The following is a 23,595-nucleotide window of genomic DNA, read 5'->3' as shown; positions in this document are numbered from 1 at the left end:
TCGTGACGGTGCGATACGGGAGTAACCGCCCGTGCTGTCAGACCCGGCCGTTAGTCTCGGGATCATGAGGCTCCTGCACACGTCCGACTGGCATCTCGGCCGGGCGTTCCACCGGGTGAACATGCTCGGCGCCCAGGCCGAGTACATCGGTCACCTCGTCACGACCGTGCGCGAGCGCGAGGTCGACGCGGTGCTCGTGTCGGGAGACGTGTACGACCGCGCGGTGCCCCCGCTCGCCGCGGTGGAACTCTTCGACGACGCCCTGCACCGCCTCGCCGACCTCGGCGTGCCCACGGTGATGATCTCCGGCAACCACGACTCGGCCCGCCGCCTCGGCGTCGGCGCGGGCCTCATCGGGCGCGCGGGCATCCACCTGCGGACGGACCCGACGGCGGCCGGGACACCGGTGATCCTCCAGGACGCCTTCGGCGACGTCGCCTTCTACGGCCTGCCCTATCTCGAACCCGCCCTGGTGAAGGACGAGTTCGGCGTGGAGCGGGCCGGACACGAGGCCGTGCTCGCCGCCGCCATGGACCGCGTCCGCGCCGACCTCGCCGCCCGCGCGCGGGGGACGCGTTCCGTCGTCCTCGCCCATGCCTTCGTCACCGGCGGCGAACCCAGCGACAGCGAGCGGGACATCACCGTCGGCGGGGTCGCCTCGGTGCCCGCCGGGGTCTTCGACGGCGTCGACTACACGGCACTCGGGCACCTGCACGGCTGCCAGACGATCACCGAGCGCGTCCGCTACTCCGGCTCCCCGCTGCCGTACTCCTTCTCGGAGAGCGCGCACCGCAAGACCATGTGGCTCGTGGACCTCGGCGCCGGCGGGGAGGTCACCGCCGAGCGGATCGACTGCCCGGTGCCGCGCGCGCTGGCCCGGATCCGGGGCACCCTGGCGGAGCTGCTCGCCGATCCCGCGCTCGCCCGGCACGAGGAGGCGTGGGTCGAGGCGACGCTCACCGACGCCGTCCGCCCGGCCGACCCCATGGCCCGGCTCACCGAGCGCTTCCCGCACACCCTCAGCCTCGCCTTCGCCCCCGAGCGCGCCCCCGACGACCCGGACGTGTCGTACGCCCGGCGCCTCGCCGACCGCGACGACCAGGAGATCGCCGAGGACTTCGTGGCGCACGTGCGCGGGGCGGGGCCCGACGCCCGCGAGCAGGGCGTGCTGCGGGACGCCTTCGACGCGGTGCGCGCGGACGACGCGGTACGGGAGGTGGCGCGGTGAGGCTGCACCGGCTCGACCTGACGGCCTTCGGCCCCTTCGGCGGCGCCCAGAGCGTCGACTTCGACGAGCTGTCCGCCGCCGGGCTCTTCCTGCTGCACGGGCCGACGGGCGCAGGCAAGACCTCGATCCTGGACGCCGTCTGCTACGCCCTGTACGGCTCCGTGCCCGGCGCCCGGCAGAGCGGCCAGGGCCTGACCCTGCGCAGCGACCACGCCGCGCCCGGCACCCGCACCGAGGTCACCCTCGAACTCACCGTCGCGGGCCGCCGGCTGGAGATCACCCGGCAGCCGCCCTGGCAGCGGCCCAAGAAGGGCAACAGGCCCGGCACCACGGTCGACAAGGCCCAGAGCCGGCTGCGCGAGTACGACGCCGTGGCCGCCGCCTGGCGGGATCGCAGCCGCTCCCACCAGGAGATCGGCGAGGAGATCACCCAACTGCTCGGCATGAGCCGCGAGCAGTTCTGTCAGGTCGTGCTGTTGCCCCAGGGCGACTTCGCGCGCTTCCTGCGCGCCGACGCCGAGGCACGCGGCCGGCTGCTGGGCCGGCTCTTCGACACCCAGCGGTTCGCCGAGGTCGAGAAACGGCTCGCCGAGCGCCGCCGCACCACCGAGGCACGCGTGCGTGAGGGCGACGCGGCGCTGCTCGCCGACGCGCACCGGATGCAGCAGGTCGCCGGGGACGCCATGGAGCTGCCCGAGCTGGCCCCGGGCGAGCCGGGGCTGGCCGAGGCGGTGCTCACCGCGGCCGCCGTCGCCCGCAGCACCTCCCGCGAACTGCTGACGACCGCCCACCGCGGCCGCCTCGCCGCCGAGTCCGCACAGGCCGCCGCCGAACGCGCCCTGGAGGACGTACGGGAACGCGCCCGGCTGCAGCGCCGGTTCACCGAGGCGCGGGAGCGGGCCGCACTGCTTCAGGAGCGGGCCGGCGCCCATCGGGAGGCGCAGGCGCGCATGGAGCGGGCGCGGAAGGCGGAGGCGGTCGCGCCGGCGCTGGAGCTGCGCGAGGCCGCCGACACCGAGCACTCCGGGGTCTCCGCACGTGCGGCACGCGCGCGTGCCCTGCTCCCGGAGGGGTACGCGGACGCCGGGGCCGCCGGGCTCGCCGCCGCCGCCCGCCGGGCCGCCGAGGAGCTGGGCGGCCTGGAGTCGGCCCGCCGGGGCGAGCGGCGCCTCGCGGACCTCGTCGCCGAGCGGGCGGACCTGGACCGGCAGGAGCGGCACGACGAGGACGTCCTGACCGAGACCGAGACCTGGCTCGCGGGCTGGGACGCCGTCCGCGCGGGTCTCCACGCCCGCATCGAGTCCGCCCAGGAGGCCGCCACCCGCGCCGAACAGGCCGACGGCCGACGCGAACCCGCGCAGCGGCGTCTGACGGCGGCCCGGCGGCGCGACGAACTGGCCCGCGACCTGGAGGCGGCCCAGCGCACCGCCCTCACCTCCGCCGAGCAGGCGCAGACCGCCCGCACACACTGGCTCGACCTCAAGGAACAGCGCCTGAACGGCATCGCCGCCGAACTGGCCGCCACCCTCGCCGCCGGCGAACCCTGCGCCGTCTGCGGCGCCACCGAGCACCCGGCGCCCGCCCGCAAGGTCGCCGGGCACGTCGACCGCGAGGCCGAGGAACAGGCCCTCACCGCGTACCAGCGCGCCGAGGAACGCCACACCGGGGACGAGCGGAAGCTCGGCCAGGTCCGGGAGACCCTCGCCGCCACCGCCGAGGCGGGCGACACTCCCACGGACCGGCTCGCCGCCGACGCCCAGGAGCTGGAGCAGGCCTACGCCCGGCACCGGCGCGACGCCTCCGCGCTGCACCCCGCGCGCGAGGAGCTGCGCCAGGCCGAGCAGGAGCACGAACGCCGTACGGCCGCGCAGCGCGAGACCGCGGTGCGGGCCGCGTCCCGGGTCGGCCACCGCGAGCGCCTGGAGCGCGAACGGACCGTACTGGAGGAGGAGTTGACGCAGGCCCGGGGGACGGCGGAGAGCGTCGCCGCGCGGGCCGCGCAACTGGAGCGGCAGGCGGCACGGCTCACCGACGCGGCCGACACCGCCCGCGCCGCCGAGGAGAGCGCCGAGCGCCTCAAGGCGGCCGACGGACGCCTCGACGAGGCCGCGTTCCGGGCCGGCTTCGACACCCCGCGTGCCGCCGCCGACGCCCTCCTCGACGACACCGCCCACCGCGAACTGCAACGGCGGCTGGACTCCTGGCAGTCCGAGGAGGCCGCCGTACGGGCCGTCCTCGCCGAACCCGACACCGCGGCAGCCGCCCAGCAGCCGCCCGCCGACCTCACGGGCGCGGAACGGTCGGCGGCCGACGCGGCCGAACGCCTGCGCGCGGCGGCCTCCGCCCAGGACGCCGCCGCCCGCCGCTGCACCGAACTCGACCAGCTCTCCGCGCGCGCGGCCGACGGCGTGCGCCGGCTCGCCCCGCTGCGCGAGGAGTACGACCGGGTGGCCCGCCTGGCCGGTCTCACCGCGGGCACCTCCGCCGACAACGAGCGAAAGATGCGCCTGGAGGCTTACGTCCTGGCGGCCCGCCTCGAACAGGTGGCCGCCGCCGCGACCGCACGGCTGCAACGCATGTCGTCCGGCCGCTACACCCTCGTCCACTCCGACGACCGGGCCGGCCGCGGGCGCAGCGGGCTCGGGCTGCACGTCGTCGACGCCTGGACCGGGCGCGAGCGGGACACGGCCACGCTGTCGGGCGGCGAGACCTTCTTCGCCTCGCTCGCCCTCGCCCTCGGCCTCGCGGACGTCGTCACCGACGAGGCGGGCGGGGTCCGGCTCGACACCCTCTTCATCGACGAGGGGTTCGGCAGCCTCGACGACCAGACCCTCGACGAGGTCCTCGACGTCCTCGACTCCCTGCGGGAACGCGACCGCAGCGTCGGCATCGTCAGCCATGTCGCCGACCTGCGACGGCGCATCCACGCGCAACTGGAGGTCGTCAAGGGGAGATCGGGGTCGGCGGTGCGGCAACGCGGGCAGTGACCGCGTCGGTGACCCGCGTCAGTGACTTGCCTCAGTGGCCGAGCGGGCGCCCGGGGAGCGGAGAGGAGTAGACGACGCTGGTCGTGACCGAACCCAGCGCGCTGGACCGCCCGCCGCCCCACCACTCCGCCACCTCGTTCAGTCCCGCACGACCTCCGGCACCGGACGCAGAAAACAGCGGTCCGCCGCCCCGAACTCGCCCTCGGGGCGGGCCGCGTGCAGGACGACGTCCAGCGCGGCGTCCGCGTCGCACGCGTAATGCCCGCTGGCCCAGGCGGCGTTGGCCTCCACGACCGCCCACCCGGAGCCGTCGACCAGGCCGACCTCCACCACGACGGCGCTCGGCAGCCCCGTCCCGGTCAGCCGCTCGGCGAACGCAAGCACCTCGGCGCGGCGCGGGTCCTGCGTCAGCGGGGCGACGTCCAGGCGGCCCCGGGTCGCGTACCGGCTGCCGGTGCGCACCTCACCGTCCTGCACGAACAGCCGGAACTCCACGCCGAACGTCACTATGTCGCTGACCAGCACAGGTTCCGTGCCGTCGACGGCGTCCGGCCCCGGCAGGCCGCTGCCGTCCGGGTAGACGCGGGCCGGGAAGCTCTTGTCGTTGGGCGGCTTGACGAACGCGGGACGACGCAGCCGCCGCGCCTCCTCGATGGTGCTGAACTCGATGCCTCGCAGCGTGAGTCCGCGCGGCAGCCGGGCCAGCCAGTCCTCCGGTGCCTCCAGCAGACCGAGCCCCAACTCCCGCGCCACGGCGTCCGCGAACAGCGGACCGGCGTACAGGGAGGCCCCGCCGGCCCCGCGCCATTGTTCGGGCACCCGCCACTCCCGCAGCGTCTCGACATGCGCCCCGCGCCGCCGTGCCGCGTCCGCGAGGGCGTGGCCGGTCGCGGTGACGCGAGGGGAGAGGAAGAGGGTCCGGGGTGTGCTCATGGAGTCGAGGGTGGCGTACGGGCGGGTCGGAGGACAGCGGATTTCGCTGCCTTCCGACCCGCCCGCGCCGTGTCTCAGAGTCGCGTCTCAGCCGCCGCCGTCTCGGCCGTGGCTCAGAGCTGTGCCAGTTCGTCGACCAGGTCGTCGAGGCCCAGGGAGCCCTGTGAAAGGGCCGCCATGTGCCAGGACTTGAGGTCGAAGGCGTCGCCGTGGCGCTCGCGGGCCTTCTCCCGGCCCAGCAGCCAGGCCCGTTCGCCGAGCTTGTAGCCGATCGCCTGGCCGGGAATGGTCAGGTAGCGGGTCAGCTCGCTCTCGACGAAGTCCGCCGGGCGGCTGCTGTGCGCGCCGAAGAACTCCTGGGCCAGCTCAGGCGTCCAGCGCTCACCCGGGTGGAACGGGGAGTGCGCCGGGATCTCCAGCTCCAGGTGCATGCCGATGTCGACGATGACCCGGGCCGCCCGCATCATCTGCGCGTCCAGGTAGCCGAGCCGCTGCTCCGCGTCCGTGAGGAAGCCGAGCTCGTCCATCAGCCGCTCCGCGTACAGCGCCCAGCCCTCGGCGTTGGCGCTGACCATGCCGACGGAGGCCTGGTAGCGGGAGAGGCTCGCGGCGACGTGCGTCCACTGCGCGAGCTGGAGGTGATGGCCGGGGACGCCCTCGTGGTACCAGGTGGAGACGAGGTCGTAGACCGGGAAGCGGGTCTGTCCCATCGTCGGCAGCCAGGTGCGGCCCGGGCGCGAGAAGTCCTCCGACGGCGACGTGTAGTACGGGGCGGCGGCGCTGCCGGGCGGGGCGATCCGCGACTCCACCTTCCGTACCCGCTCGGCGAGTTCGAAGTGGGTACCGTCGAGCGCGTCGATCGCCTGGTCCATCAGGCCCTGGAGCCAGTCGCGGACCTCGTCGACGCCCTCGATGTGCCGGCCGTGCTCGTCGAGATGGGCCAGCGCCACCCAGGGGGTGTCCGCGCCCGGCAGGATCTTCTCGGCCTCCTCCTTCATCTCGGCGAGCAGCCGGTGGTACTCCGCCCAGCCGTACGCGTACGCCTCGTCGAGGTCGAGGTCGGTGCCGTTGTAGTAGCGCGACCAGCGGGCGTACCGCTCCCGGCCGACCGTGTTCGGCGCGCCCTCGGCCGTCGGCGCGTACACGTCGCGCATCCAGTCCCGCAGCTCCACGACCGCCGCGTTCGCCGCGCGGGCCGCCGCGTCCAGCTCGGCGCGCAGCGCCTCGGGCAGCGCGGCGGGCAGCGCCTCGGTTCCGGTGGCCACGAAGTCCTCGAACCAGCCGCGGCCCGCGCCGTCCGTGTCCGACCACTCCGTGAGCTGTTCGACGAACGTGGCGGTCGGCCGCGGCGCCGCGTACAGCTTGCGCTCCAGGCCGAGCGTCAGGGACTCCCGGTAGCCCGCGAGCGCCGCCGGCACCGCGCGCAGCCGCTCCGCGACCGCCGCCCAGTCCTCGGCGGTCTGCGTGGGCGTCACCGTGAACACCTCGCGGACGTGGTGGGCGGGCGTGCCCATGTTGCCGACCGAGCGCAGGCCCTCGTCGGCCTCGTGCACGGCGAGTTCCGCGGTCAGGCGCTCGCGCAGCAGGCGCGCGCAACGGCGCTCGATGTCACTGTCCGCGCCGGGCCTGCGCTCCGCTTCGTCGAGCTTGGCCAGGGTGCCTCGCGCGAGCCGCGCGAGCGCCTCCTGTCCCTTGGGCGAGAGGTCGGGCAGACGGCTCGAACTCTCCTGCACACCGAGGAAGGTACCGGTCACCGGGTCGAGGGCGATGAGATCGTCGACGTACGCGTCGGCGACCTCGCGGGGCAGCGGGCTGTTGGTCTGTGACATGCGCACCATCCTCGTACGCGCCGCCGCCGCACGTCACGACGTTTGTCCCGAAACCGTCGTCGGGAGCAGCGGTCCGCACTCCCACTGCTGGAAGATCAGCCGCGTCTCGACGCGGGCCACCTCCCGATGAGCCGTGAACTCGTCGAGCACCAGCCGTTGCAGATCCGCCATGTCCGCGACGGCGACATGGACGAGATAGTTGTCGGGCCCGGTGAGGTGAAAGACGGTCAGCGCCTCCGGCAGCGCCCGGATCCGCTCCACGAACGGCCCCACCAACTCCCGCCGGTGCGGCCTGACCTGCACGGACAGCAGAGCCTGGAGGCCCCGCCCCAGCTTGGCCGGATCGAGCCGCAGTTGATGCCCGAGGATCACGCCCGAGCGGCGCAGCCGCGTCACCCGGTCCAGGCAGGTCGACGGCGCGACGCCGACCTGCGCCGCGAGGTCGCGGTAGGTGGTCCGGGCGTCGTTCTGCAGCAGCCGCAGCAACTGGAGATCGACCGGGTCCAGTACGACTGATTCGGCCATGAGCCGAACGTAACACGGTGTTCGAATAATCTGAGCCGTTCGATGTTCACCCTGCGGTCCATGGACTCAACCGCTGCGAGCACGCACGCGTACGACGATGTACGTACCTCTGGAGCGCCCCGCGCACTGGCCACCGAGGCCGTGCACGCCGGACGGGAGGACCTGGCCCGGCAGGGCCTGCACGCCCCGCCGATCGACCTGTCGACCACCTACCCCTCGTACGACAGCCGCGCCGAGGCCGCCCGCATCGACGCGTTCGCCGCGACCGGCGCTGAGCCGGACGGCCCGCCCGTCTACGGCCGGCTGGGCAACCCGACGGTCGCCCGATTCGAGACGGCCCTCGCCCGTCTGGAGGGCACCGAGAGCGCCGTCGCCTTCGCCAGCGGCATGGCGGCGCTGAGCGCGGTGCTGCTCGCGCGCGCCTCGATCGGGCTGCGGCACGTCGTCGCCGTACGCCCCCTCTACGGCTGCAGCGACCATCTCCTCACGGCCGGGCTGCTCGGCTCGGAGGTCACCTGGACCGACCCCGCCGGCATCGCCGACGCGCTGCGCCCCGACACCGGGCTGGTGATGGTCGAGTCGCCGGCCAATCCGACCCTCGCCGAGGTCGACCTGCGGGCCGTCGCCCACGCCTGCGGCTCGGTCCCGCTGCTCGCCGACAACACCTTCGCCACGCCCGTGCTCCAACGCCCCGTCGAGCAGGGCGCGCGGCTCGTCCTGCACAGCGCCACCAAGTACCTGGGCGGGCACGGGGACGTGCTGGGGGGCGTGGTCGCCTGCGACGAGGAGTTCGCCGGGCGGCTGCGGCAGATACGGTTCGCCACCGGCGGCGTACTGCATCCGCTGGCCGGATATCTGCTGCTGCGCGGCCTGTCGACGCTTCCGGTACGGGTGCGGGCCGCCTCGGCGACCGCCGCCGAACTGGCCCGGCGGCTGGCCGCCGACCCGCGCGTCGCCCGCGTCCACTATCCGCGCATCGGCGGCGCGATGATCGCCTTCGAGGTGGACGGCGACCCGCACGAGGTGATCGCGGGCGTCCGTCTGATCACCCCGGCGGTGAGCCTCGGCAGCGTCGACACGCTCATCCAGCACCCGGCGTCCATCAGCCACCGCATCGTCGACGAGCGGGAGCGCAGGGGCGCGGGCGTGAGCGACCGGCTGCTGCGACTGTCGGTCGGGCTGGAGGACGTCGAGGATCTGTGGGGGGATCTGGCGGGGGCGTTGGGGGCGTCGGGGGCGTCGGGAACGTTGGGGGAGTCGGGGGCGATGGAGGCGTCCGTCACCGTGTGAGGCGTGTGAGCGAGGCGCGTGAGGCGGGTGAGGGAAGGCCCGGCGGTTCGCCGCCGGGCCTTCCCTCACCCGTTCTGCGTCCGTTCCATTCCACGTCAGTCGCGCGTGACGCGCTCCCCGTGCCGCTGGGACGTCTCGCGCGCCGCGCCCTTCTCCAGGCGGGCGGTGATCACGAGCGTCCCCTCCTCGATCTGGTAGTCGAGGGGCAGGCCGAGGCCGCGCATGGCGGCGACCATGCCGGTGTTGGCGGCCTGTGTCACGGCGTACACGCTGTCGCAGCCCGCCTCGACGGCCATCGCGACCAGCCGGCCGAGCAGTTCGGCGCCGACGCCGCGGCGCTGCCACTGGTCCTCGATCAGCAGCGCGACCTCCGTCTCGTCGCCGTCCCACAGCAGGTGGCCGAGGCCGACGACGCGGCCGGACGGCGTCTGCACGGCCAGCGTGCGGCCGAAGCGGGGGCTGAGCAGGTGGCCGAGGTAGCGGTCGGCGTCGCCGACGGGCCCGTGGTAGCGCATTGCGAGCGTGCGCGCCGAGCACCGCTCGTGCATCGCCTTCGCCGCCTCCAGGTCATCCGCGTCGGCCCGGCGCACGGTGATGTCGTCGCCCTCGGGCAGCGTCAGCACGTCCTGGCCGCGCGGGACCCGCGCCCCGAGCCGGGCGTCGAGCTCCACGAGGGCACGCGCGCGTGCGAACTCGGTCGGGGTGAACGGCAGGTACGGCCGCTCCACCGTGATCACTCCGCCCTCAGGCGCCCGCAGCCGCAGCACGGTGTCCTCCAGCACGCCCTCCACGGGCACGCCCTCCGGCCCCCGGCCGCTGCTCCCGGCCGTGGCGGGCAGCGAGCGGATCGTGCAACGGCCCAGCAACTGCCGCAGCGCGAGGGGAAGTTCGGCCGGGTCGAGGGCGGTGCGGGTGGCCAGGCCCAGGACCCGGGTCGGCGCGTCCACCAGATCGTGGGCGTCCGCCCGCTCGATCCAGGTGCCCGAGCCGCCCGCCAGCGCGAGGGCGCGGGTGATCTCGGCCGCCGCGAGGGACCCGGGGGCCCGCAGCAGGAACTCGTCCACCGTGTCCTCGCCCAGCGGGTGCGTCTGCAGGCTCAGGATGTCCACCTTGTGGCCGGCGAGCGCCACGCACAGTGCGGCCAGCGACCCCGGGGCGTCCTTCACCGTCGTCCGCATCCGCCACAGCGCGCACTCCTCGGTGACCCCGGAGGGGAACCCGGACGGCCCGGCCTGCGGCTCCTCGGAGCGTGGCCGGGCGTCGGTATCGCCCGTCGGCGGCGCGTGACCGTGGCGGCGTGCCCACCACGTGTGGAACCCGGCCGTGGCGACGAGTACGGCGGCGGAGACGGCCAGCAGCACCGGACCGCCGGGGCCGTGCCCCACCAGGTTCGCCACCCCGTCGGCCACCGTGACGGCCGTGAAGAGCGCGGCGAGCTCCACCACGTCCCGCCGCCAGTGGTGCACAGGGCGTCCGCGCTTCGCGCGCATCACATCAGACATGTCTCGAGTCATACGGCCACTGTGAAGGAACGGTGTTGCGTGATCACGAACGCACTGTGACCGACGGGTAAAGGTTACTAATGCCCGTTTTGTTAATTCTTCTACGACCGCACCGCGTACCAGGGGAACGGTCGTAACCGCGCACCAGGGGATTACGGCTGCATCGCGAGCCAGGGCACTACGACCGCACCGCGCACCGGGGGATGACGCCGGTACGCGGCACGTGGTGTCGAGAGTACGGGACGCCCGACCGCTGCCCGGCTACTGCCCGACCCGTCCCGGCTGCAGCACCTGCGTGAACAGCACGGTGCCGTCCTGCTCGCGCAGACGGACCGTCAACTCGCCGCTGTCGCCGTCGATATCGACCTCGCCGAAGAACTGGTAGCCCTCGGCCGGCGACACGTTCGAGGCCGTCGGCGCCTTCACGAACACCCGCTCCGGACCGAACGTGCCGTCCAGCGCGCTGGCCGGGAAGGCGCCCGCGTTGAGCGGACCGGAGACGAACTCCCAGAACGGTTCGAAGTCGGTGAACGCGGCCCGCGACGGCTGGTAGTGCTGCGCCGAGGTGTGGTGCACGTCGGCCGTCAGCCACACCGTGCCGGTGATCCGCCGGTGCTTGACGTACCGCAGCAGCTCGGCGATCTGCAGCTCACGGCCGAGCGGCGCGCCCGGGTCGCCCTGCGCCACGGCCTCGATGTTCGGCTTCCCCTCGGTGGCGTCCGGTACGACGAGCCCGAGCGGCATGTCGGCGGCGATCACCTTCCACACCGCACGTGAGCGCGACAACTCCCGCTTGAGCCACTCCAGTTGCTCGGTGCCGAGGATGCCCTGCGGGTCCACGGTCTGGTCGTCGGGCGAGTTGGCGTTGCGGTACGTCCGCATGTCCAGGACGAACACGTCGAGCAGCGGCCCGTGGCGTACGACCCGGTGGACGCGGCCCTCCCTGGCGCCAGGCCGCAGGCTGGAGATCGGGAAGTACTCGCTGAACGCCCGTCGGGCGCGCCCCGCGAGCACGTCGACGCTCTTCTCCGTGTAACGGGCGTCGGAGTCGGCGATCACCTCGCCCGGGTACCAGTTGTTACGGACCTCGTGGTCGTCCCACTGGATGATCGACGGCACCCGCGCGTTGAACCGGCGCAGGTTCTGATCCAGCAGGTTGTAGCGGAAGTTGCCGCGGAACTCGGCGAGGGTCTCGGCGACCTTCGCCTTCTCCTCGGTGGTGACGTTCCGGTAGAGGCTGCCGTCGGGCAGCGCCTGCGTCGCCGTGATCGGTCCGTCGGCGTAGATGTTGTCGCCGCTGCACAGGAAGAAGTCGGGGTCGAGCTTCGCCATCGCGTTGTAGATGCGGTAGCCGCCGAGGTCCGGGTTGATGCCCCAGCCCTGGCCCGCGAGGTCCCCGGACCACAGGAAACGCACCCCGCGCCGACGCCCGAGGGGCACGGTGCGGAAGGTGCCGGTCACCGGCTCGCCGGCGCGGCGCGGGTCGTCCGGGTCGGCGAGCAGCACGCGGTAGTGGATCTGCTCACCGGCGGGCAGCCCGTGCAGCCGGGTCGTGCCGGTGAAGTCCGTACCGGCGCCGAGCAGCGGACCGTGCCAACGGCGGGCGCCCCGGAACGACTCCGTCGCCGCGGTCTCGACGACCATCCGCGCAGGCCGGTCGGACCGCACCCACACCAGCCCGGAGTCGGAGGTCACGTCCCCGGCCTGCACACCCCACCCCGCCCGGGGCCGCCCGGACAGCGCGAAGGCGGGCGCCGCGCCGGCCGCGGCGGGCAGGGCCAGGGCCGCGGACGCGGCGAGCGAGCCGCGTAGGACGCCGCGGCGCCCGGGAAGGGGACGGTGTGACATGAAGGGGCCTCCAGGGAGGACGGGAACCGGCCGGTGTGCACAGCCACAACTACGGGTGCGCCGCAGCGCTGACGGAAACCACAAGTGAACAACTGGCAGCGCCCACACGGTTCCCGCCCCGCCTCACCGCCCGGCGGCCTCCCTCATCGCCCGTACCCCGCCCCGGATCCGAGCGGGCGACACATGCGCATACCCGAGCACGAGACGCACTTCCCCTGTGTCGTTCTCTTCTTCTTCGGCACGCGCGTGTGCGTACGCGGCGAGCGCACGCACCTCGACACCGGCCGAGGCCATCCGTTCCAGAAACCGCCTCTGAGGCCTCCCGCTCGTCGGCACAGGCTCCTACGGCCCCGCCCAGGCCGTCGGCAGTGCCCTTGTCGGGGGCGGGGTCGCCCTGGGGGCGGGGGCGTTGGGCCGTGCGCCCAGGGGCTCAGCGGCTGCCGTCGAGGATCACCCGGGCGACGAGCGCCGGGTCGTCGTTCATCGGGCAGTGACCGCAGCCGGGCAGCCGTACCAGGCGCGCGGCCGGGATGGTCTGCTTGGCGCGGACGCCCTGGCGGCGCACGAGGAGCCAGTCGCGGGTGCCCCAGCCGACCGTGACCGGGATTCCGGGGAGGTCGTCGGTGAACCGGATGGTGGTGCCGGCCCGCAGGGTCTGGTCGAACCCGGTGGCCTGGGCCAGGGCCAGCGTCTCGGCGACCACGGCCTCGGGTGAACGGCGGCTCGGGCGGGCGTAGATGGTGCTGGTGAGGGCCGTACGGCCGGCCGCCGTGCTCGCCATCCGCTCGACGAGAGGCAGCGGCAGCCGGCGGGAGACCTGCCGCATCGTCATCAGGACGCCGAACGCGTAGCGCCGTTCGGCCTCCGACCAGAACCCGGCCGGGGACAGCGCGGTGACGGACCGCACGAGCTTCTCCCGGCCGAGTTCCAGGGCGAGCAGACCGCCGAGGGAGTTGCCGGCCACGTGCGGGCGGTCCAGCTCCAGCGCCTCGCAGAAGGCGCCGAACACGCCGGCCGTCGTGGGTAGGTCGTAGGCGAGCCCGTCCGGCAGGGCCGGGGAGACGCCGAAGCCGGGCAGGTCCACGGCGATCACGTCGCGCTCGGCGGCCAGGATGTCCAGCACCGGGTCCCAGGCCTGCCGGTGGTGACCGATGCCGTGCAGCAGGAGCAGCGGCTCGCCCGCCCCCACGCGCGCGTAGGAGACGGTGACGGGCAGCGGGCCACTGGGGGAGGGGACCGTGAAGGAGACGGTGTGGGACATGGGCAGCTCCTCGTCCGGACTGGTCGGCGGACGCCTTGGACTTGGACATGGCGTGTGAGACGCGACGCCTGAAGCGGGGTGCCTGGACACGACGCCTCGGACACGACGCTTCGGATACGGCGGCTTAGACAGCTTGTCAGCAATTGCTACCGGCGGGTAGCCCCCGCTCAGCGTGCCCTGCGCAGCTCCAGGTTGAAGTCCGCGTGGCCGAAGCCGCGCATGACGTCCAGCCACAGCGGCAGCCACATCTCCACGCTCCGCGCCGCCCGGATGCCGCCCAGGTCGAGCACCCGGTCCGCCGGCCAGCCGAACTCCCCGAGCAGCGCCGTGACCTGTTGCTTGGCGGCCGCGTCCTCCCCGCACACGAAGACCTGGTGCTCGCCCGGCACGCGCGCGGGATCCACCATCACCTGGCAGTTGACGGTGTTGAGGGACTTCACCACGCGCGCGTGCGGAAACACCCGCTGGATCTGCTCGCCCACGCTGTCCGACTCCACGGGCGACAGCCGCGCCTCCCCGTCCTCGAACGCCAGCGGGTTGGAGACGTCCAGCACGACCTTCCCGTCGAGGCGGGACGCCCCGGCGGCCTCCAGCGCGGCCAGCGACGCCCGCCCGGCCACCGCGTTCACGACCACCTCGGCGGCCCCGGCCGCCTCCGCGAACGTACCGGCGCTCGCCCCCGAACCGGCTCCCCGCGCCCATTCCAGAGCCGCCGGATTGTCCTTCGTGCGCGAACCCAGGACCACCGTGTGCCCCAGCTCCACCAGCTTTCCGCCCAGTGTGCGACCGACCTCGCCCGTACCCAGCACCGCGTACCGCACTGCGACCTCCCGTTCGTCGGACCAGACCCTCCGTCACGGTAATTCCCGACCGGCCCCGGAGCCCGCCTTTCACGACGGGGACATTGCCGGAGTGTCACGAAAACCCGCCGGTGCGAACGCCCCGTAAACGCTTTCCCTCCGGAATGCCGTCGGCGCCCAGAGGGTTCGAGAATTGGTCTTGACCAAGGGTGGGGGCCGCCCTATGGTCGCAGAGAAGTACAACAACCTTTAATAAACAAGGGCGCGAAAAACGCCGCCGGACCACGGCGATTGCGGAGGACAGGGTGGGGACCACGCAACTGGAATCGGTACCGGAACCGAAGTACTGGCATCTCAAGACCGTGCTCAGCGAGGCACTCGACTCCGAATTCACGGTGGGCGAGATCCTGCCCAACGAGCGCGAGCTGGCCGCCCGTTTCGGCGTCGCCCGCGCGACGCTCCGTCAGGCGCTGGAGCAGCTCGAACTGGAGGGCCGGCTGCACCGCCGCCGGGGCGTCGGCACCACCGTCGCGCCGCCGCGGATGGGCGTCGCCGTCGGCAGCGAGCAGCAGGTCTGGCCGGGCACCGGCGACGACACCTGGCAGGCAGTGGACTGCACGCTCGCGGCACCGCCCGCGGCCGTCGCCACCGCCCTGGAGACCCCACGCGACCACGCCGTGCACATCGTGCGCCGCTCGCGGGTCTCGCACGGCCAGCCCGTCGCCGCGGAACTGCTCTACGTCCCCCGGACGTCGGTGCCCGACCTGCCCGCGATCGACGCCCCGTCCGAGACGGCACGCGCGCGTGCGGTGCTGCGCGAACTGCAGCGCCTGGAACTCCAGGGCCAGGACCGCGCCGTGGAGCTGGGCTCGGCCCGCGCGGCCGACGCCAGGGAACTCGACCGGCTCCCCGGCGCGCCCGTCCTCGTCGTCACCACCCGGTTCTTCGCCGAGGGCCGCACAGCGGCGCTCTCCGTCGCGACGTACCGCGCGGACACCTGCCGGTTGACGTTCGGCGCGTCCGGCGGCGTGGAGATACATCACGGCCCGGCGCAGCAGGCGTCCTGACCGACCACCCCAACTACCCGGACCACCCCGTCCGCCCCGGGCCGGACACGGCAGGCTTCCTGAACGGCCTGCACCCGGCCCGTACGAAGACACGTGACAGGTGACACGTCCCCGCGCCCCGGAACTCCTCCGGGGCGCGGCGCGTTCCACCTGTGACGGCCGGTCACGCCGGGCCGTCACCGCCGGGCCGTCACCGTCCTGTCCACCGCGAACAACTGCTCCTCCACATGGTCGAGGGCGAGCCGCAGCGCCCCCGTCGCCACCGCCGCCTCGCCGAGCAGCGACAGGGCCACCTTCGGCGGCCGCAGACAGTAGCGCGCCAACTCCTGCCGCAGCGGCTCCAGCACGCCGTCGAGACCGACCGCCCAGCCGCCGACCACGACCAGCTCAGGGTCGAGCGCCAGGACCAGCGCGGCCACGTCGTGGACCAGCCGCTGGATGAAGCGGTCCACGGCCGCCCGGGCCCCCTGGTCGCCCTCGCGCGCCCGCGCGAACACCGTCGCGACGGCCTGCTCGTCCAGCGGATGCAGCGGCTCGTCCGTCGTGGACAGCAGCGTCTCCGGGGTCACCTCCCGGCCCAGCAGATGCAGCGCGCCGATCTCCCCGGCCGCCCCGCCGTACCCCCGGTGCAGCCGCCCCCCGATCAGCGAGCCGGCGCCCGGGCTGAGCCCGGCCAGCACGAACACGACGTCGTCGGACTCGGTGGCCGACCCCTTCCAGTGCTCGGCCACGGCCGCCGCGTTGGCGTCGTTCTCCACCAGCACCGGACACTTGAAGGAACGGCTCAGCCGCTCGCCCAGCCGCAGCCCCGTCCACTCCGGCAGCGCCGTGCCCAGCCGTATGGTCCCGTCCGCCTCGACGATGCCGGGCGTGGCGACCCCCACCGCCCGCAGCGAGCTGCGCGGCACACCGGACCGGCGCAGCAGTTCGGCGACCGCCGTGCGCAGCCGCTCCAGCCGCTCGTCCGCCGGGGCCCGCTCGTCGACGTCCTTGGCCTGCGCGCCCAGCAGCCGGCCGTCCAGGTCGGACAGCAGGGCGGCCACCCGGTGCGACCCGATCTCCAGACCCAGCAGATGCCCGGCCTCCGCCCGGAACCGGTACCGCCGCGCGGGCCGCCCCTGCCGCCGCGCGGCGCCCTCCTCGGCCGCCTGCTCGACGACGAGCCCCGCCGCCGTGAGGTCCTCGACGACCCCCTCGACGGTCGGCCGGGACAGCCCCGTCACCCGGGTGATCTCCGTGAGCGTCGCGCAGTCCGCGGCACGCAGCGCGTGCAGCACCACCGCGGAATTGATCCTTCGCAACAGCGAGGGATCCCCGCCGGTCAGCTGCCCCAACGTCCGTCCTCCCAGCTCGTGCGCGTGTGGGCGGATCGTACTCGGCGGGAGGGACCCCGGCGAGTGACGAATCCGTACCGATGCCGTCACGCGCCGCTCGACCCCACTGCTCGACCCTCGCCGCTCAACCCGGCGCGACGAACCCCGACTCGTACGCCGTGATCACCGCCTGGGTCCGGTCCCGCGCCCCGAGCTTGGCCAGGACTGCGCTGACATGGGACTTGACCGTCTCCGTGCCGACGACGAGCCGCGCGGCGATCTCCGCGTTCGACAGCCCGCGCGCCACCAGCCGCAGCACCTCGGCCTCCCGCTCGGTCAGCCGGGCCCGCTCCATGGTGTCCCGGGCCGCCCGGTTGCCGCCCCCTTCGCCGTACTCGGCGGCCAGCCGCCGCACCGACGCCGGGAACAGCAGCGACTCGCCCTCGGCGACCAGCCGCACCGCGTGCACGATCTCGGCGGGCCGGGCCCGCTTCAGGAGGAACCCGTCCGCGCCCGCGCGCAGCGCCTCGTACACGTACTCGTCGTTCTCGAAGGTCGTCACGACCAGGATCTTCGGCGGCGCGTCCACCGTCCGCAGCACCGCGCGCGTGGCCTCGATGCCGTCCATCAGCGGCATACGGACGTCCATGGCGACCACGTCCGGCCGCAGCCGCCGCACCAGCGGGATCACCGCCGCCCCGTCCGCCGCCTCCCCGACGACCTCGATGTCGGGCTGCGCCTCCAACACGGCCCGCAGACCCGCGCGGACGAGGGGTTCGTCATCGACGAGAAGAACGGTGACCGGCATCCACTCACCCTAGGTCAGCGCAGCGGAAGCTCCGCCCGCACCTGCCAGTCGCCCTCGTCCGGCCCCGTCGACGCCCGTCCGCCGAGCAGCGCCGCCCGCTCGCGTATGCCGCGCAGCCCGCTGCCGCGCCCGCGAACGGAGCTGGGGCCGGGTATGCGGGCGGTCAGCGGATTGCGCACCTCCAGGTGCAGCAGGTCGTCCGTGACGCCCACCCGGACCCGCACCGGGACGGCTCCCGCATGCCGCAGCACGTTGGTCAGCGCTTCCTGGAGGATGCGGTAGCCCTCCCGCGACACCGGCCCCGGCACCGTCTCCAGAGGCCCGGTCAGCTCGGCGTCGACCTCGGCGCCCGACGCGCGCGCCGACTCCAGCAGGCGGCCGGCCTCGGTCAGTGTCGGCCTCTCGCTCACCGGCCGCCCCGACTCGCGCAGCACGCCGAGGACCCGCTCCAGGTCCGTGAGAGCCGACCGGCCGCTGTCCTCGATCGCCGCCAGTGCCCGGTCGGTGAAGTCCGCGTCGCCCGCCGCCCGCGCCGCGCCCGCCTGCACGACCGCCACCGTCAGCGCGTGCCCGATGGAGTCGTGCAGCTCCCGGGCGATCCGGTTGCGCTCCAGCAACTGCTCGGTGCGCTCCTCCAGGGCGGCGAGCCGCTCGGCCGCCGACGGGCCGAGCAGCCCCCGCGCGACGGCGGTGACCAACTCGCCCAGGCCGACGACGACGCCGTACAGGACGAGCAGGGGGACGGGGATCAGCAGCGCGAGCCACCAGCCGGGCACCGGGTCGCCGGGGAGAGGCAGGTCGTCCGACGCCTGCCCGCCCGCGCCGACGGCCAGGTCGTAGACCAGGGAGGGCAGCCACACGCACGCGAACAGCGCCACCGCGCCGAGGGCCATCCTGGCCTCCAGCCACAGCACCGTACGCAGCCGGTCCCGCCAGGTCGCCGACGGCGCCACGGAGAGGCCGGGGTCGCGGTCGCCGGGCAGGAGCAGCAGCCGCGCCTGTACCCCCTCGCCGGTGCGCACGGCCGGGAGCAGGCCGAGCGGGACGAGCACCAGGGCGGGCACCCACGGCCTCGACGGGTCGATGAACATCCAGACGCTCACGACCAGCATCGGCACCCACAGGTGCAGCAGTCGCGTGTACGTCGTCCCCCGCAACAGCGGGCGCAGGAAGCGGCCCATGCCGGCCATCGTGACAGGCCCCACTGACAATGGCCTCCCCCGAGCGAGGGAGCGGCCTGCCCCGGACGGGGGAGGCCCGACACCCCTGCCGGAGGCCAGAGTCGTGGTCATGACCAGCATCGACGTCCACGACCTCACCAAGGTGTACGGCCCCCGGCGGGCCGTGGACCGCCTCACCTTCAGCGTGCGGGCCGGCCGCGTCACCGGTTTCCTCGGCCCGAACGGCGCGGGCAAGTCCAGCACCCTGCGTCTTGTCCTCGGCCTCGACCGTCCCACCTCGGGCACCGCCCGCATCGGCGGGCAGGCCTACCCCACCCTCCGCGAACCCCTGCGGCACGTCGGCGCCCTGCTCGACGCACAGGCCGCGCACGGCTCCCGGACCGGCCGCGACCACCTCCGCGCCCTGGCAGCGAGCAACCGCATCCCCGTCCGCCGGGCCGACGAGGTGCTGGCGGAGACCGGGCTCGCCCCGGCCGCGCGCCGCCGGGTGAAGACCTACTCCCTGGGCATGCGCCAACGCCTCGGCATCGCCGCCGCCCTGCTCGGCGACCCGGCGGTGGTGCTCCTCGACGAGCCGTCCAACGGGCTCGACCCCGAAGGCATCGTCTGGCTCCGCGGGTTGCTCAGGCGGCTGGCCGCGGAAGGCCGCACCGTGTTCGTCTCCAGCCACCTCATGAACGAGACCGCGTCCCTCGCCGACCACCTCGTCGTCCTTGGCCGGGGCCGCCTGCTGGCCGACACCCCGATGCGGGACTTCATCGACGCGCGCGTGCAGCCACGCGTACGCATCCGTACGACCGACCCGACCGCGCTGCAGAACGTCCTCGCCCGCCACGGCCACCACGCTGTGGAACACCCCGACGGGCACTGGAGCGTGCACCACGCGCGCGTGGACGACATCGGCCGCCTTCTGTCCGCCGACGGAGTCCCCCTGCTCGAACTGACCACGGAGGAAGGCACGCTGGAGCAGGCCTACCTCGACCTGACCGCCGCCGACGCCGAGTTCGCGGCCCAGCAGCACCAGGAGGCCTGACCATGGCGGCGACCACGATCAACACGACAACCACAGCGTTCCCGCCCGCACTCCACGCCGAGTGGATCAAGATCCGCACGCTGCGCTCACAGCTCGTCGGCCTGTGCGCGGTACTGCTCGCCACGGTCGCCTTCTCCGCGCTGGCCGGAGTCGGCACCGACGTCGACGACGCCGACCCCCTGTTCTCCGTCTTCTTCGGTGTGAGCTTCGGCCAGATCGCGGCCGTCGCCTTCGGCACGTCGGTCGTCGCCGCCGAGTTCCAGGGCGGCGCCCTGCGCCTGTCGCTGGCCGCGGTGCCCCAGCGGGGCCGCTGGTTCGCCGCCAAGCTGACGGCGATCGCCCTGCCGGTGCTGGCCGTCGGCCTGGTCACGGGCCTGCTGACGCTGGCCGTGGGCAGCGCGGTGCTGGGGGAGAGGGCGGCGGGCCCGAGTACGGCGGAGGGCCTGCGCGGGGTGATCGGCTGCGCCGTCTATCTGACGCTGATGGCCCTGCTGGCCGCAGGCCTGACGACGGTCCTTCGCAGCGGCGTGGGGGCGCTGAGCATCCTCGTCCCGTTCCTCCTCATCGTGTCCTTCGTGCTCGGCGACCTGTCCGGCAACGCCGCCGACCTGCTGCCCGACCGGGCCGGCCAAGTGGTGCTCCACAGCAGGTGGGACGGCACCCTCGGCCCATGGAGCGGCCTGACGGTGGCCGCCCTCTGGACGGCGACGGCCGTCGCGGCCGGGGCCTGGCGCGTGCGGCGCAGGGACGCCTGAGCCCGGGAGCGGACTGACGGCCCGCCAATTGTCAGTGGCTGCGGGTTTACTGGACGCCATGGAAATCGACAGCTACCTCGCCGAGGCCGGCCACCGCACGGCGGCCTTAGCGACCAGTCACGGCCTCGCGGTGGCGGACGCGGCGGTGCGCCTCGCCGAGGCTGAGCGGTTCCACGAGGAGAAGGAGGCGCTGGCCGGGAAGCTGACGGAGCGATGGGGAGAGCCGCACCACGTCGGCCTGCAGACGGTCCGGCTGCGGACCGGCACCGAGGAGATACCCGAGCCCTGGGCCGAACTGAGCCTCCGGGTGGCCGACGTCTACCTCTGGCAGGCGGCGGAGCATGGCCGGTGGGTGGCCCTGGGCGTGGCCGATCTCGACCCGGACGACGAGATACAGCTCCTCCTCGTCGTCACGGAGACCGACCCGCCCTGACCGCCGACCCGCGCTGACGGCCGGTCAGCCCCCATCGCTGGTCAGCCCCGATCGCCGGTCAGTTCTCGTCGCCCGCCGCCACCCGCAGCCGCGCGAACTCCTCGGCCATCGTCGCCGCCGTCCAATGCGCGTTCAGCCCACTGGGATTGGGCAGCACCCACACGCGTGTGTCCCCGATGACCCGCTCCTGCGGACCCACGGCGGCCTTGCGGTCGTCGAAGGCCGCCCGGTAGGCGGTCACGCCCACCACGGCCAGCCAGCGGGGCTTCAGCAGCGTCACCTTCTCCGCCAGCAGCCGCCCGCCCTCCCGGTACTCCTCGGCGCTCAGCTCGTCGGCCCGCGCGGTCGCCCGGGCCACCACGTTCGTGATGCCGAGCCCGTGGGACAGCAGTTCCCGCTGCTCCGCCGGCTTCATCAGCCTCGGCGTGAAACCGGACAGGTGCAGCACCGGCCAGAACCGGTTGCCGGGGCGGGCGAAGTGGTGGCCGGTCGCCGCCGTCATCAGGCCCGGGTTGATGCCGCAGAACAGCACGCGGAGGCCGCCCGCGACGACGTCCGGCACGAGACGGTCGCGGGCGGCCTCCAGCTCCGCCTGGGTGAAGCGCGTCAGAGGATCGCTCCGGGGGTGTAGCCGGCCGCCTCCGGGCGCTGCTTCACGATCTCCTCGACCCGGCCGACGACCGTGGCCACCTGCGCGGAGGCGGCACCCGTGAAGGACAGCTTGTCGGCCATCAGCGCGTCCAACTGGGCCCGGTCGAGCGGGAGGCGCTCGTCGGCGGCCAGCTTGTCGAGCAGTTCGTTGCGCTCGGCGCCCTGCTCACGCATGGCCAGGGCACTGGCGACAGCGTTCTCCTTGATCGCCTCGTGCGCGACCTCCCGGCCCACTCCCGCGCGCACCGCGCCCATCAGCACCTTGGTGGTGGCGAGGAACGGCAGGTAGCGGTCCAGCTCACGGGCGACGACCGCCGGGAACGCGCCGAACTCGTCGAGCACCGTCAGGAACGTCTCCAGCAGACCGTCCAGCGCGAAGAACGCGTCCGGCAGCGCGACCCGGCGCACCACCGAGCAGGACACGTCGCCCTCGTTCCACTGGTCGCCCGCCAGCTCGCCGGTCATCGACGCGTAGCCGCGCAGGATGACCATCAGGCCGTTGACGCGCTCGCAGGAGCGGGTGTTCATCTTGTGTGGCATGGCCGAGGAGCCGACCTGACCCGGCTTGAAGCCCTCGGTCACCAGCTCGTGCCCGGCCATCAGCCGGATCGTCTTCGCCAGCGAGGAGGGGGCCGCCGCGAGCTGCACCAGCGCCGTCACGACCTCGTAGTCCAGCGAGCGCGGGTAGACCTGCCCGACGGACGTGAACGCCTGCGAGAAGCCCAGGTGACCGGCGATGCGGTCCTCCAGCTCGGCCAGCTTCGCGGCATCGCCGCCCAGCAGGTCCAGCATGTCCTGCGCCGTGCCGACCGGGCCCTTGATGCCGCGCAACGGGTAGCGGCCGAGCAGCTCCTCGACCCGGCCGTACGCCACGAGCAGCTCGTCGGCGGCGGTCGCGAACCGTTTGCCCAGGGTGGTGGCCTGCGCGGCCACGTTGTGCGAGCGGCCCGCCATGACCAGCTCGCCGTACTCGCCGGCCAGCTTGCCCAGGCGCGCCAGCACGGCCACCGTACGGTCGCGCACGAGCTCCAGCGAGAGCCGGATCTGCAACTGCTCGACGTTCTCCGTCAGGTCGCGGGACGTCATGCCCTTGTGGACCTGCTCGTGCCCGGCGAGGTCGTTGAACTCCTCGATCCGGGCCTTCACGTCGTGCCGCGTGACCTTCTCGCGCTCGGCGATGGAAGCCAGGTCGACGGTGTCCAGGACACGCTCGTAGTCGGCGATCGCCGACTCCGGCACCTCGATCCCGAGGTCCTTCTGGGCCTTCAGCACGGCGAGCCAGAGCTGACGCTCCAGCTTCACCTTCTGCTCGGGCGACCAGAGCGTGGCGAGCTCGGCGGAGGCGTAGCGTCCGGCGAGGACGTTGGGGATGCGGGGCTTGGCGGGAGCAGAAGTCACGTGTACGGATTCTACTGGCGCTTAGTGCAGGCCGGCGCCAGAGTCCTGTTCGGCGGAACCTACGAGACGGGCGTCACCCCAAAGGGGCGGACATCACCCCGCGGAGTCGGGCCGGACCTCGTACGGCAGCAGATCCGGTCGTTTCGCCGGCGGGCCGTCCCCGGAGGAGTGGCCGGTGCGACACCCGGCCAGGTTCCCTGTACATGGAGTAGAGGGCGCGTACGGCAAGGGCAGCGTGGTCAGCGCGTAGAGCGGACACGATATCCGGGGCGGTTCATCCTGAGGCCATGCGCGGTGGTGCGCAGGTATCCGCCGAAGCGCCCAGCCCCTGCCGCACTGCTGTGCGTGCCGGGGGTGAGCGCCGGCCTCCGATCTCCTTCCGGCCACGCCAGGACGACGTGCCTGACGCGCCTTGACTTGGGAGGCTTGGCCTTCCATCCAGTGGTCACCGGCTCGATCAGTGCCCAGCGTTCGTTGGACAAGTCGCTCTTGTAGGGCCTGCGTTCGCGCACCCTGCCACTGCAACACGGACAGACCCGTCGGCCGGCCAGGAGCTCCCACAGCCACACGATCAGGCGGCACCGAAACCGACATCAGCTCACGTACCGCCCCTGAGAGCGGCCGTCTCGTTGGGGAAGCGCCCGCAGGCGTTGACCGAGCGCCAGTAGCGGGAACTCAAGCTCTCGATCGCGTTCGTGGTGGAGATGGTCATCCGGATCGGGGGTGGGCAGCCGAGGAAGGGCACCATCCCGC

20 protein-coding genes and 1 pseudogene are annotated in these 23,595 nt (G+C 73.6%); 7 read left to right on the top strand and 14 right to left on the bottom strand.

The genetic code is table 11. The features are described 5' to 3' along the window. Positions 1 to 64: 64 nt before the first annotated feature. Positions 65 to 1,228 carry an exonuclease SbcCD subunit D gene (locus OG352_RS04945; protein WP_329214713.1) on the top strand — a complete coding sequence of 388 codons (1,164 nt, stop codon included), beginning with the start codon at positions 65 to 67 and terminating at the stop codon, positions 1,226 to 1,228. Then, positions 1,225 to 4,215 carry an SMC family ATPase gene (locus OG352_RS04940; RefSeq protein WP_329214711.1) on the top strand — a complete coding sequence of 997 codons (2,991 nt, stop codon included), beginning with the start codon at positions 1,225 to 1,227 and terminating at the stop codon, positions 4,213 to 4,215. The genes OG352_RS04945 and OG352_RS04940 overlap by 4 nt, the downstream gene beginning before the upstream one ends. A gap of 31 nt (positions 4,216 to 4,246) precedes the next feature. On the opposite strand, the pseudogene OG352_RS04935 reads toward OG352_RS04940, so the two are convergent. From OG352_RS04935 to OG352_RS04920, 4 genes and pseudogenes are all read right to left on the bottom strand, one after another. Then, a pseudogene (locus OG352_RS04935) lies at positions 4,247 to 4,327 on the bottom strand (Lrp/AsnC family transcriptional regulator); the annotation flags it as partial. Positions 4,328 to 4,353: 26 nt separating this feature from the next. Next, a complete protein-coding gene (locus OG352_RS04930; protein ID WP_329214709.1) occupies positions 4,354 to 5,148 on the bottom strand; it encodes an ATP-grasp domain-containing protein in 795 nt (264 codons plus the stop codon). 113 nt (positions 5,149 to 5,261) lie between these two features. Continuing rightward, positions 5,262 to 6,977, bottom strand: coding sequence for a DUF885 domain-containing protein (locus tag OG352_RS04925; RefSeq protein ID WP_329214707.1), 1,716 nt, complete (start codon positions 6,975 to 6,977; stop codon positions 5,262 to 5,264). A gap of 33 nt (positions 6,978 to 7,010) precedes the next feature. Further along, complete coding sequence (locus tag OG352_RS04920; protein WP_329214705.1) at positions 7,011 to 7,502, bottom strand: Lrp/AsnC family transcriptional regulator; 492 nt, start codon at positions 7,500 to 7,502, stop codon at positions 7,011 to 7,013. A gap of 60 nt (positions 7,503 to 7,562) precedes the next feature. Between OG352_RS04920 and OG352_RS04915 the strand changes: the two genes are divergently transcribed. Next, positions 7,563 to 8,792 carry a trans-sulfuration enzyme family protein gene (locus OG352_RS04915; protein ID WP_329214703.1) on the top strand — a complete coding sequence of 410 codons (1,230 nt, stop codon included), beginning with the start codon at positions 7,563 to 7,565 and terminating at the stop codon, positions 8,790 to 8,792. 95 nt (positions 8,793 to 8,887) lie between these two features. Here OG352_RS04915 and OG352_RS04910 read toward each other — a convergent pair whose 3' ends face one another. The 4 genes from OG352_RS04910 to OG352_RS04895 form a co-directional block, all read right to left on the bottom strand. Further along, complete coding sequence (locus OG352_RS04910; protein ID WP_329223722.1) at positions 8,888 to 10,258, bottom strand: GNAT family N-acetyltransferase; 1,371 nt, start codon at positions 10,256 to 10,258, stop codon at positions 8,888 to 8,890. 297 nt (positions 10,259 to 10,555) lie between these two features. Next, entirely contained in the window at positions 10,556 to 12,142 is a 1,587-nt protein-coding gene (locus OG352_RS04905) for an alkaline phosphatase D family protein (protein ID WP_329214701.1), read from the bottom strand. 430 nt (positions 12,143 to 12,572) lie between these two features. Beyond that, the gene (locus OG352_RS04900) at positions 12,573 to 13,403 is read right to left on the bottom strand and encodes an alpha/beta fold hydrolase (RefSeq protein WP_329214699.1); all 831 of its coding nucleotides are present in this window, start codon (positions 13,401 to 13,403) and stop codon (positions 12,573 to 12,575) included. Positions 13,404 to 13,570: 167 nt separating this feature from the next. Continuing rightward, positions 13,571 to 14,224: an NADPH-dependent F420 reductase gene (locus tag OG352_RS04895; RefSeq protein WP_329214697.1), complete on the bottom strand. Its 654-nt coding sequence runs from the start codon at positions 14,222 to 14,224 to the stop codon at positions 13,571 to 13,573. Positions 14,225 to 14,508: 284 nt separating this feature from the next. Here OG352_RS04895 and OG352_RS04890 point away from each other — a divergent pair, with 284 nt between their 5' ends. Beyond that, entirely contained in the window at positions 14,509 to 15,270 is a 762-nt protein-coding gene (locus OG352_RS04890; protein ID WP_329214695.1) for a GntR family transcriptional regulator, read from the top strand. Between the two features lie 176 nt (positions 15,271 to 15,446). Here the strand turns inward: OG352_RS04890 and OG352_RS04885 are convergent, their stop codons facing one another. The 3 genes from OG352_RS04885 to OG352_RS04875 form a co-directional block, all read right to left on the bottom strand. After that, on the bottom strand, positions 15,447 to 16,604 hold the full coding sequence (locus tag OG352_RS04885) for an ROK family transcriptional regulator (protein ID WP_329214693.1): 1,158 nt from the start codon (positions 16,602 to 16,604) through the stop codon (positions 15,447 to 15,449). A 124-nt stretch (positions 16,605 to 16,728) separates the two neighbouring features. Beyond that, a complete protein-coding gene (locus OG352_RS04880) occupies positions 16,729 to 17,391 on the bottom strand; it encodes a response regulator transcription factor (protein ID WP_329214691.1) in 663 nt (220 codons plus the stop codon). 14 nt (positions 17,392 to 17,405) lie between these two features. Continuing rightward, positions 17,406 to 18,572 carry a sensor histidine kinase gene (locus OG352_RS04875; RefSeq protein ID WP_329223721.1) on the bottom strand — a complete coding sequence of 389 codons (1,167 nt, stop codon included), beginning with the start codon at positions 18,570 to 18,572 and terminating at the stop codon, positions 17,406 to 17,408. A gap of 109 nt (positions 18,573 to 18,681) precedes the next feature. Here OG352_RS04875 and OG352_RS04870 point away from each other — a divergent pair, with 109 nt between their 5' ends. Genes OG352_RS04870 through OG352_RS04860 form a run of 3 tightly spaced genes read left to right on the top strand, consistent with a single transcriptional unit; the run spans position 18,682 to position 20,793 of the window. Beyond that, entirely contained in the window at positions 18,682 to 19,605 is a 924-nt protein-coding gene (locus OG352_RS04870; RefSeq protein WP_329214689.1) for an ABC transporter ATP-binding protein, read from the top strand. A gap of 2 nt (positions 19,606 to 19,607) precedes the next feature. Then, positions 19,608 to 20,360: an ABC transporter permease gene (locus OG352_RS04865; RefSeq protein ID WP_329214687.1), complete on the top strand. Its 753-nt coding sequence runs from the start codon at positions 19,608 to 19,610 to the stop codon at positions 20,358 to 20,360. Between the two features lie 58 nt (positions 20,361 to 20,418). After that, positions 20,419 to 20,793: a hypothetical protein gene (locus tag OG352_RS04860; protein WP_329214685.1), complete on the top strand. Its 375-nt coding sequence runs from the start codon at positions 20,419 to 20,421 to the stop codon at positions 20,791 to 20,793. A 58-nt stretch (positions 20,794 to 20,851) separates the two neighbouring features. On the opposite strand, the gene mug is transcribed toward OG352_RS04860, so the two are convergent. The 3 genes from mug to OG352_RS04845 form a co-directional block, all read right to left on the bottom strand. Beyond that, the gene (mug, locus tag OG352_RS04855) at positions 20,852 to 21,403 is read right to left on the bottom strand and encodes a G/U mismatch-specific DNA glycosylase (RefSeq protein WP_329223719.1); all 552 of its coding nucleotides are present in this window, start codon (positions 21,401 to 21,403) and stop codon (positions 20,852 to 20,854) included. Further along, positions 21,400 to 22,842 (bottom strand): adenylosuccinate lyase, encoded by a 1,443-nt coding sequence (purB, locus tag OG352_RS04850; RefSeq protein WP_329214683.1) that lies wholly within the window; start codon positions 22,840 to 22,842, stop codon positions 21,400 to 21,402. Before purB ends, mug begins: the two co-directional genes overlap by 4 nt. 598 nt (positions 22,843 to 23,440) lie before the next feature. Continuing rightward, a complete protein-coding gene (locus OG352_RS04845) occupies positions 23,441 to 23,590 on the bottom strand; it encodes a transposase (protein WP_443072158.1) in 150 nt (49 codons plus the stop codon). Positions 23,591 to 23,595: the final 5 nt, after the last annotated feature.

This window comes from Streptomyces sp. NBC_01485, from assembly GCF_036227125.1.
Taxonomy (GTDB): Bacteria; Actinomycetota; Actinomycetes; order Streptomycetales; family Streptomycetaceae; genus Streptomyces.
Note: the sequence above shows the minus strand (reverse complement) of the source record. Positions and strands in the feature narration are given on the sequence as shown.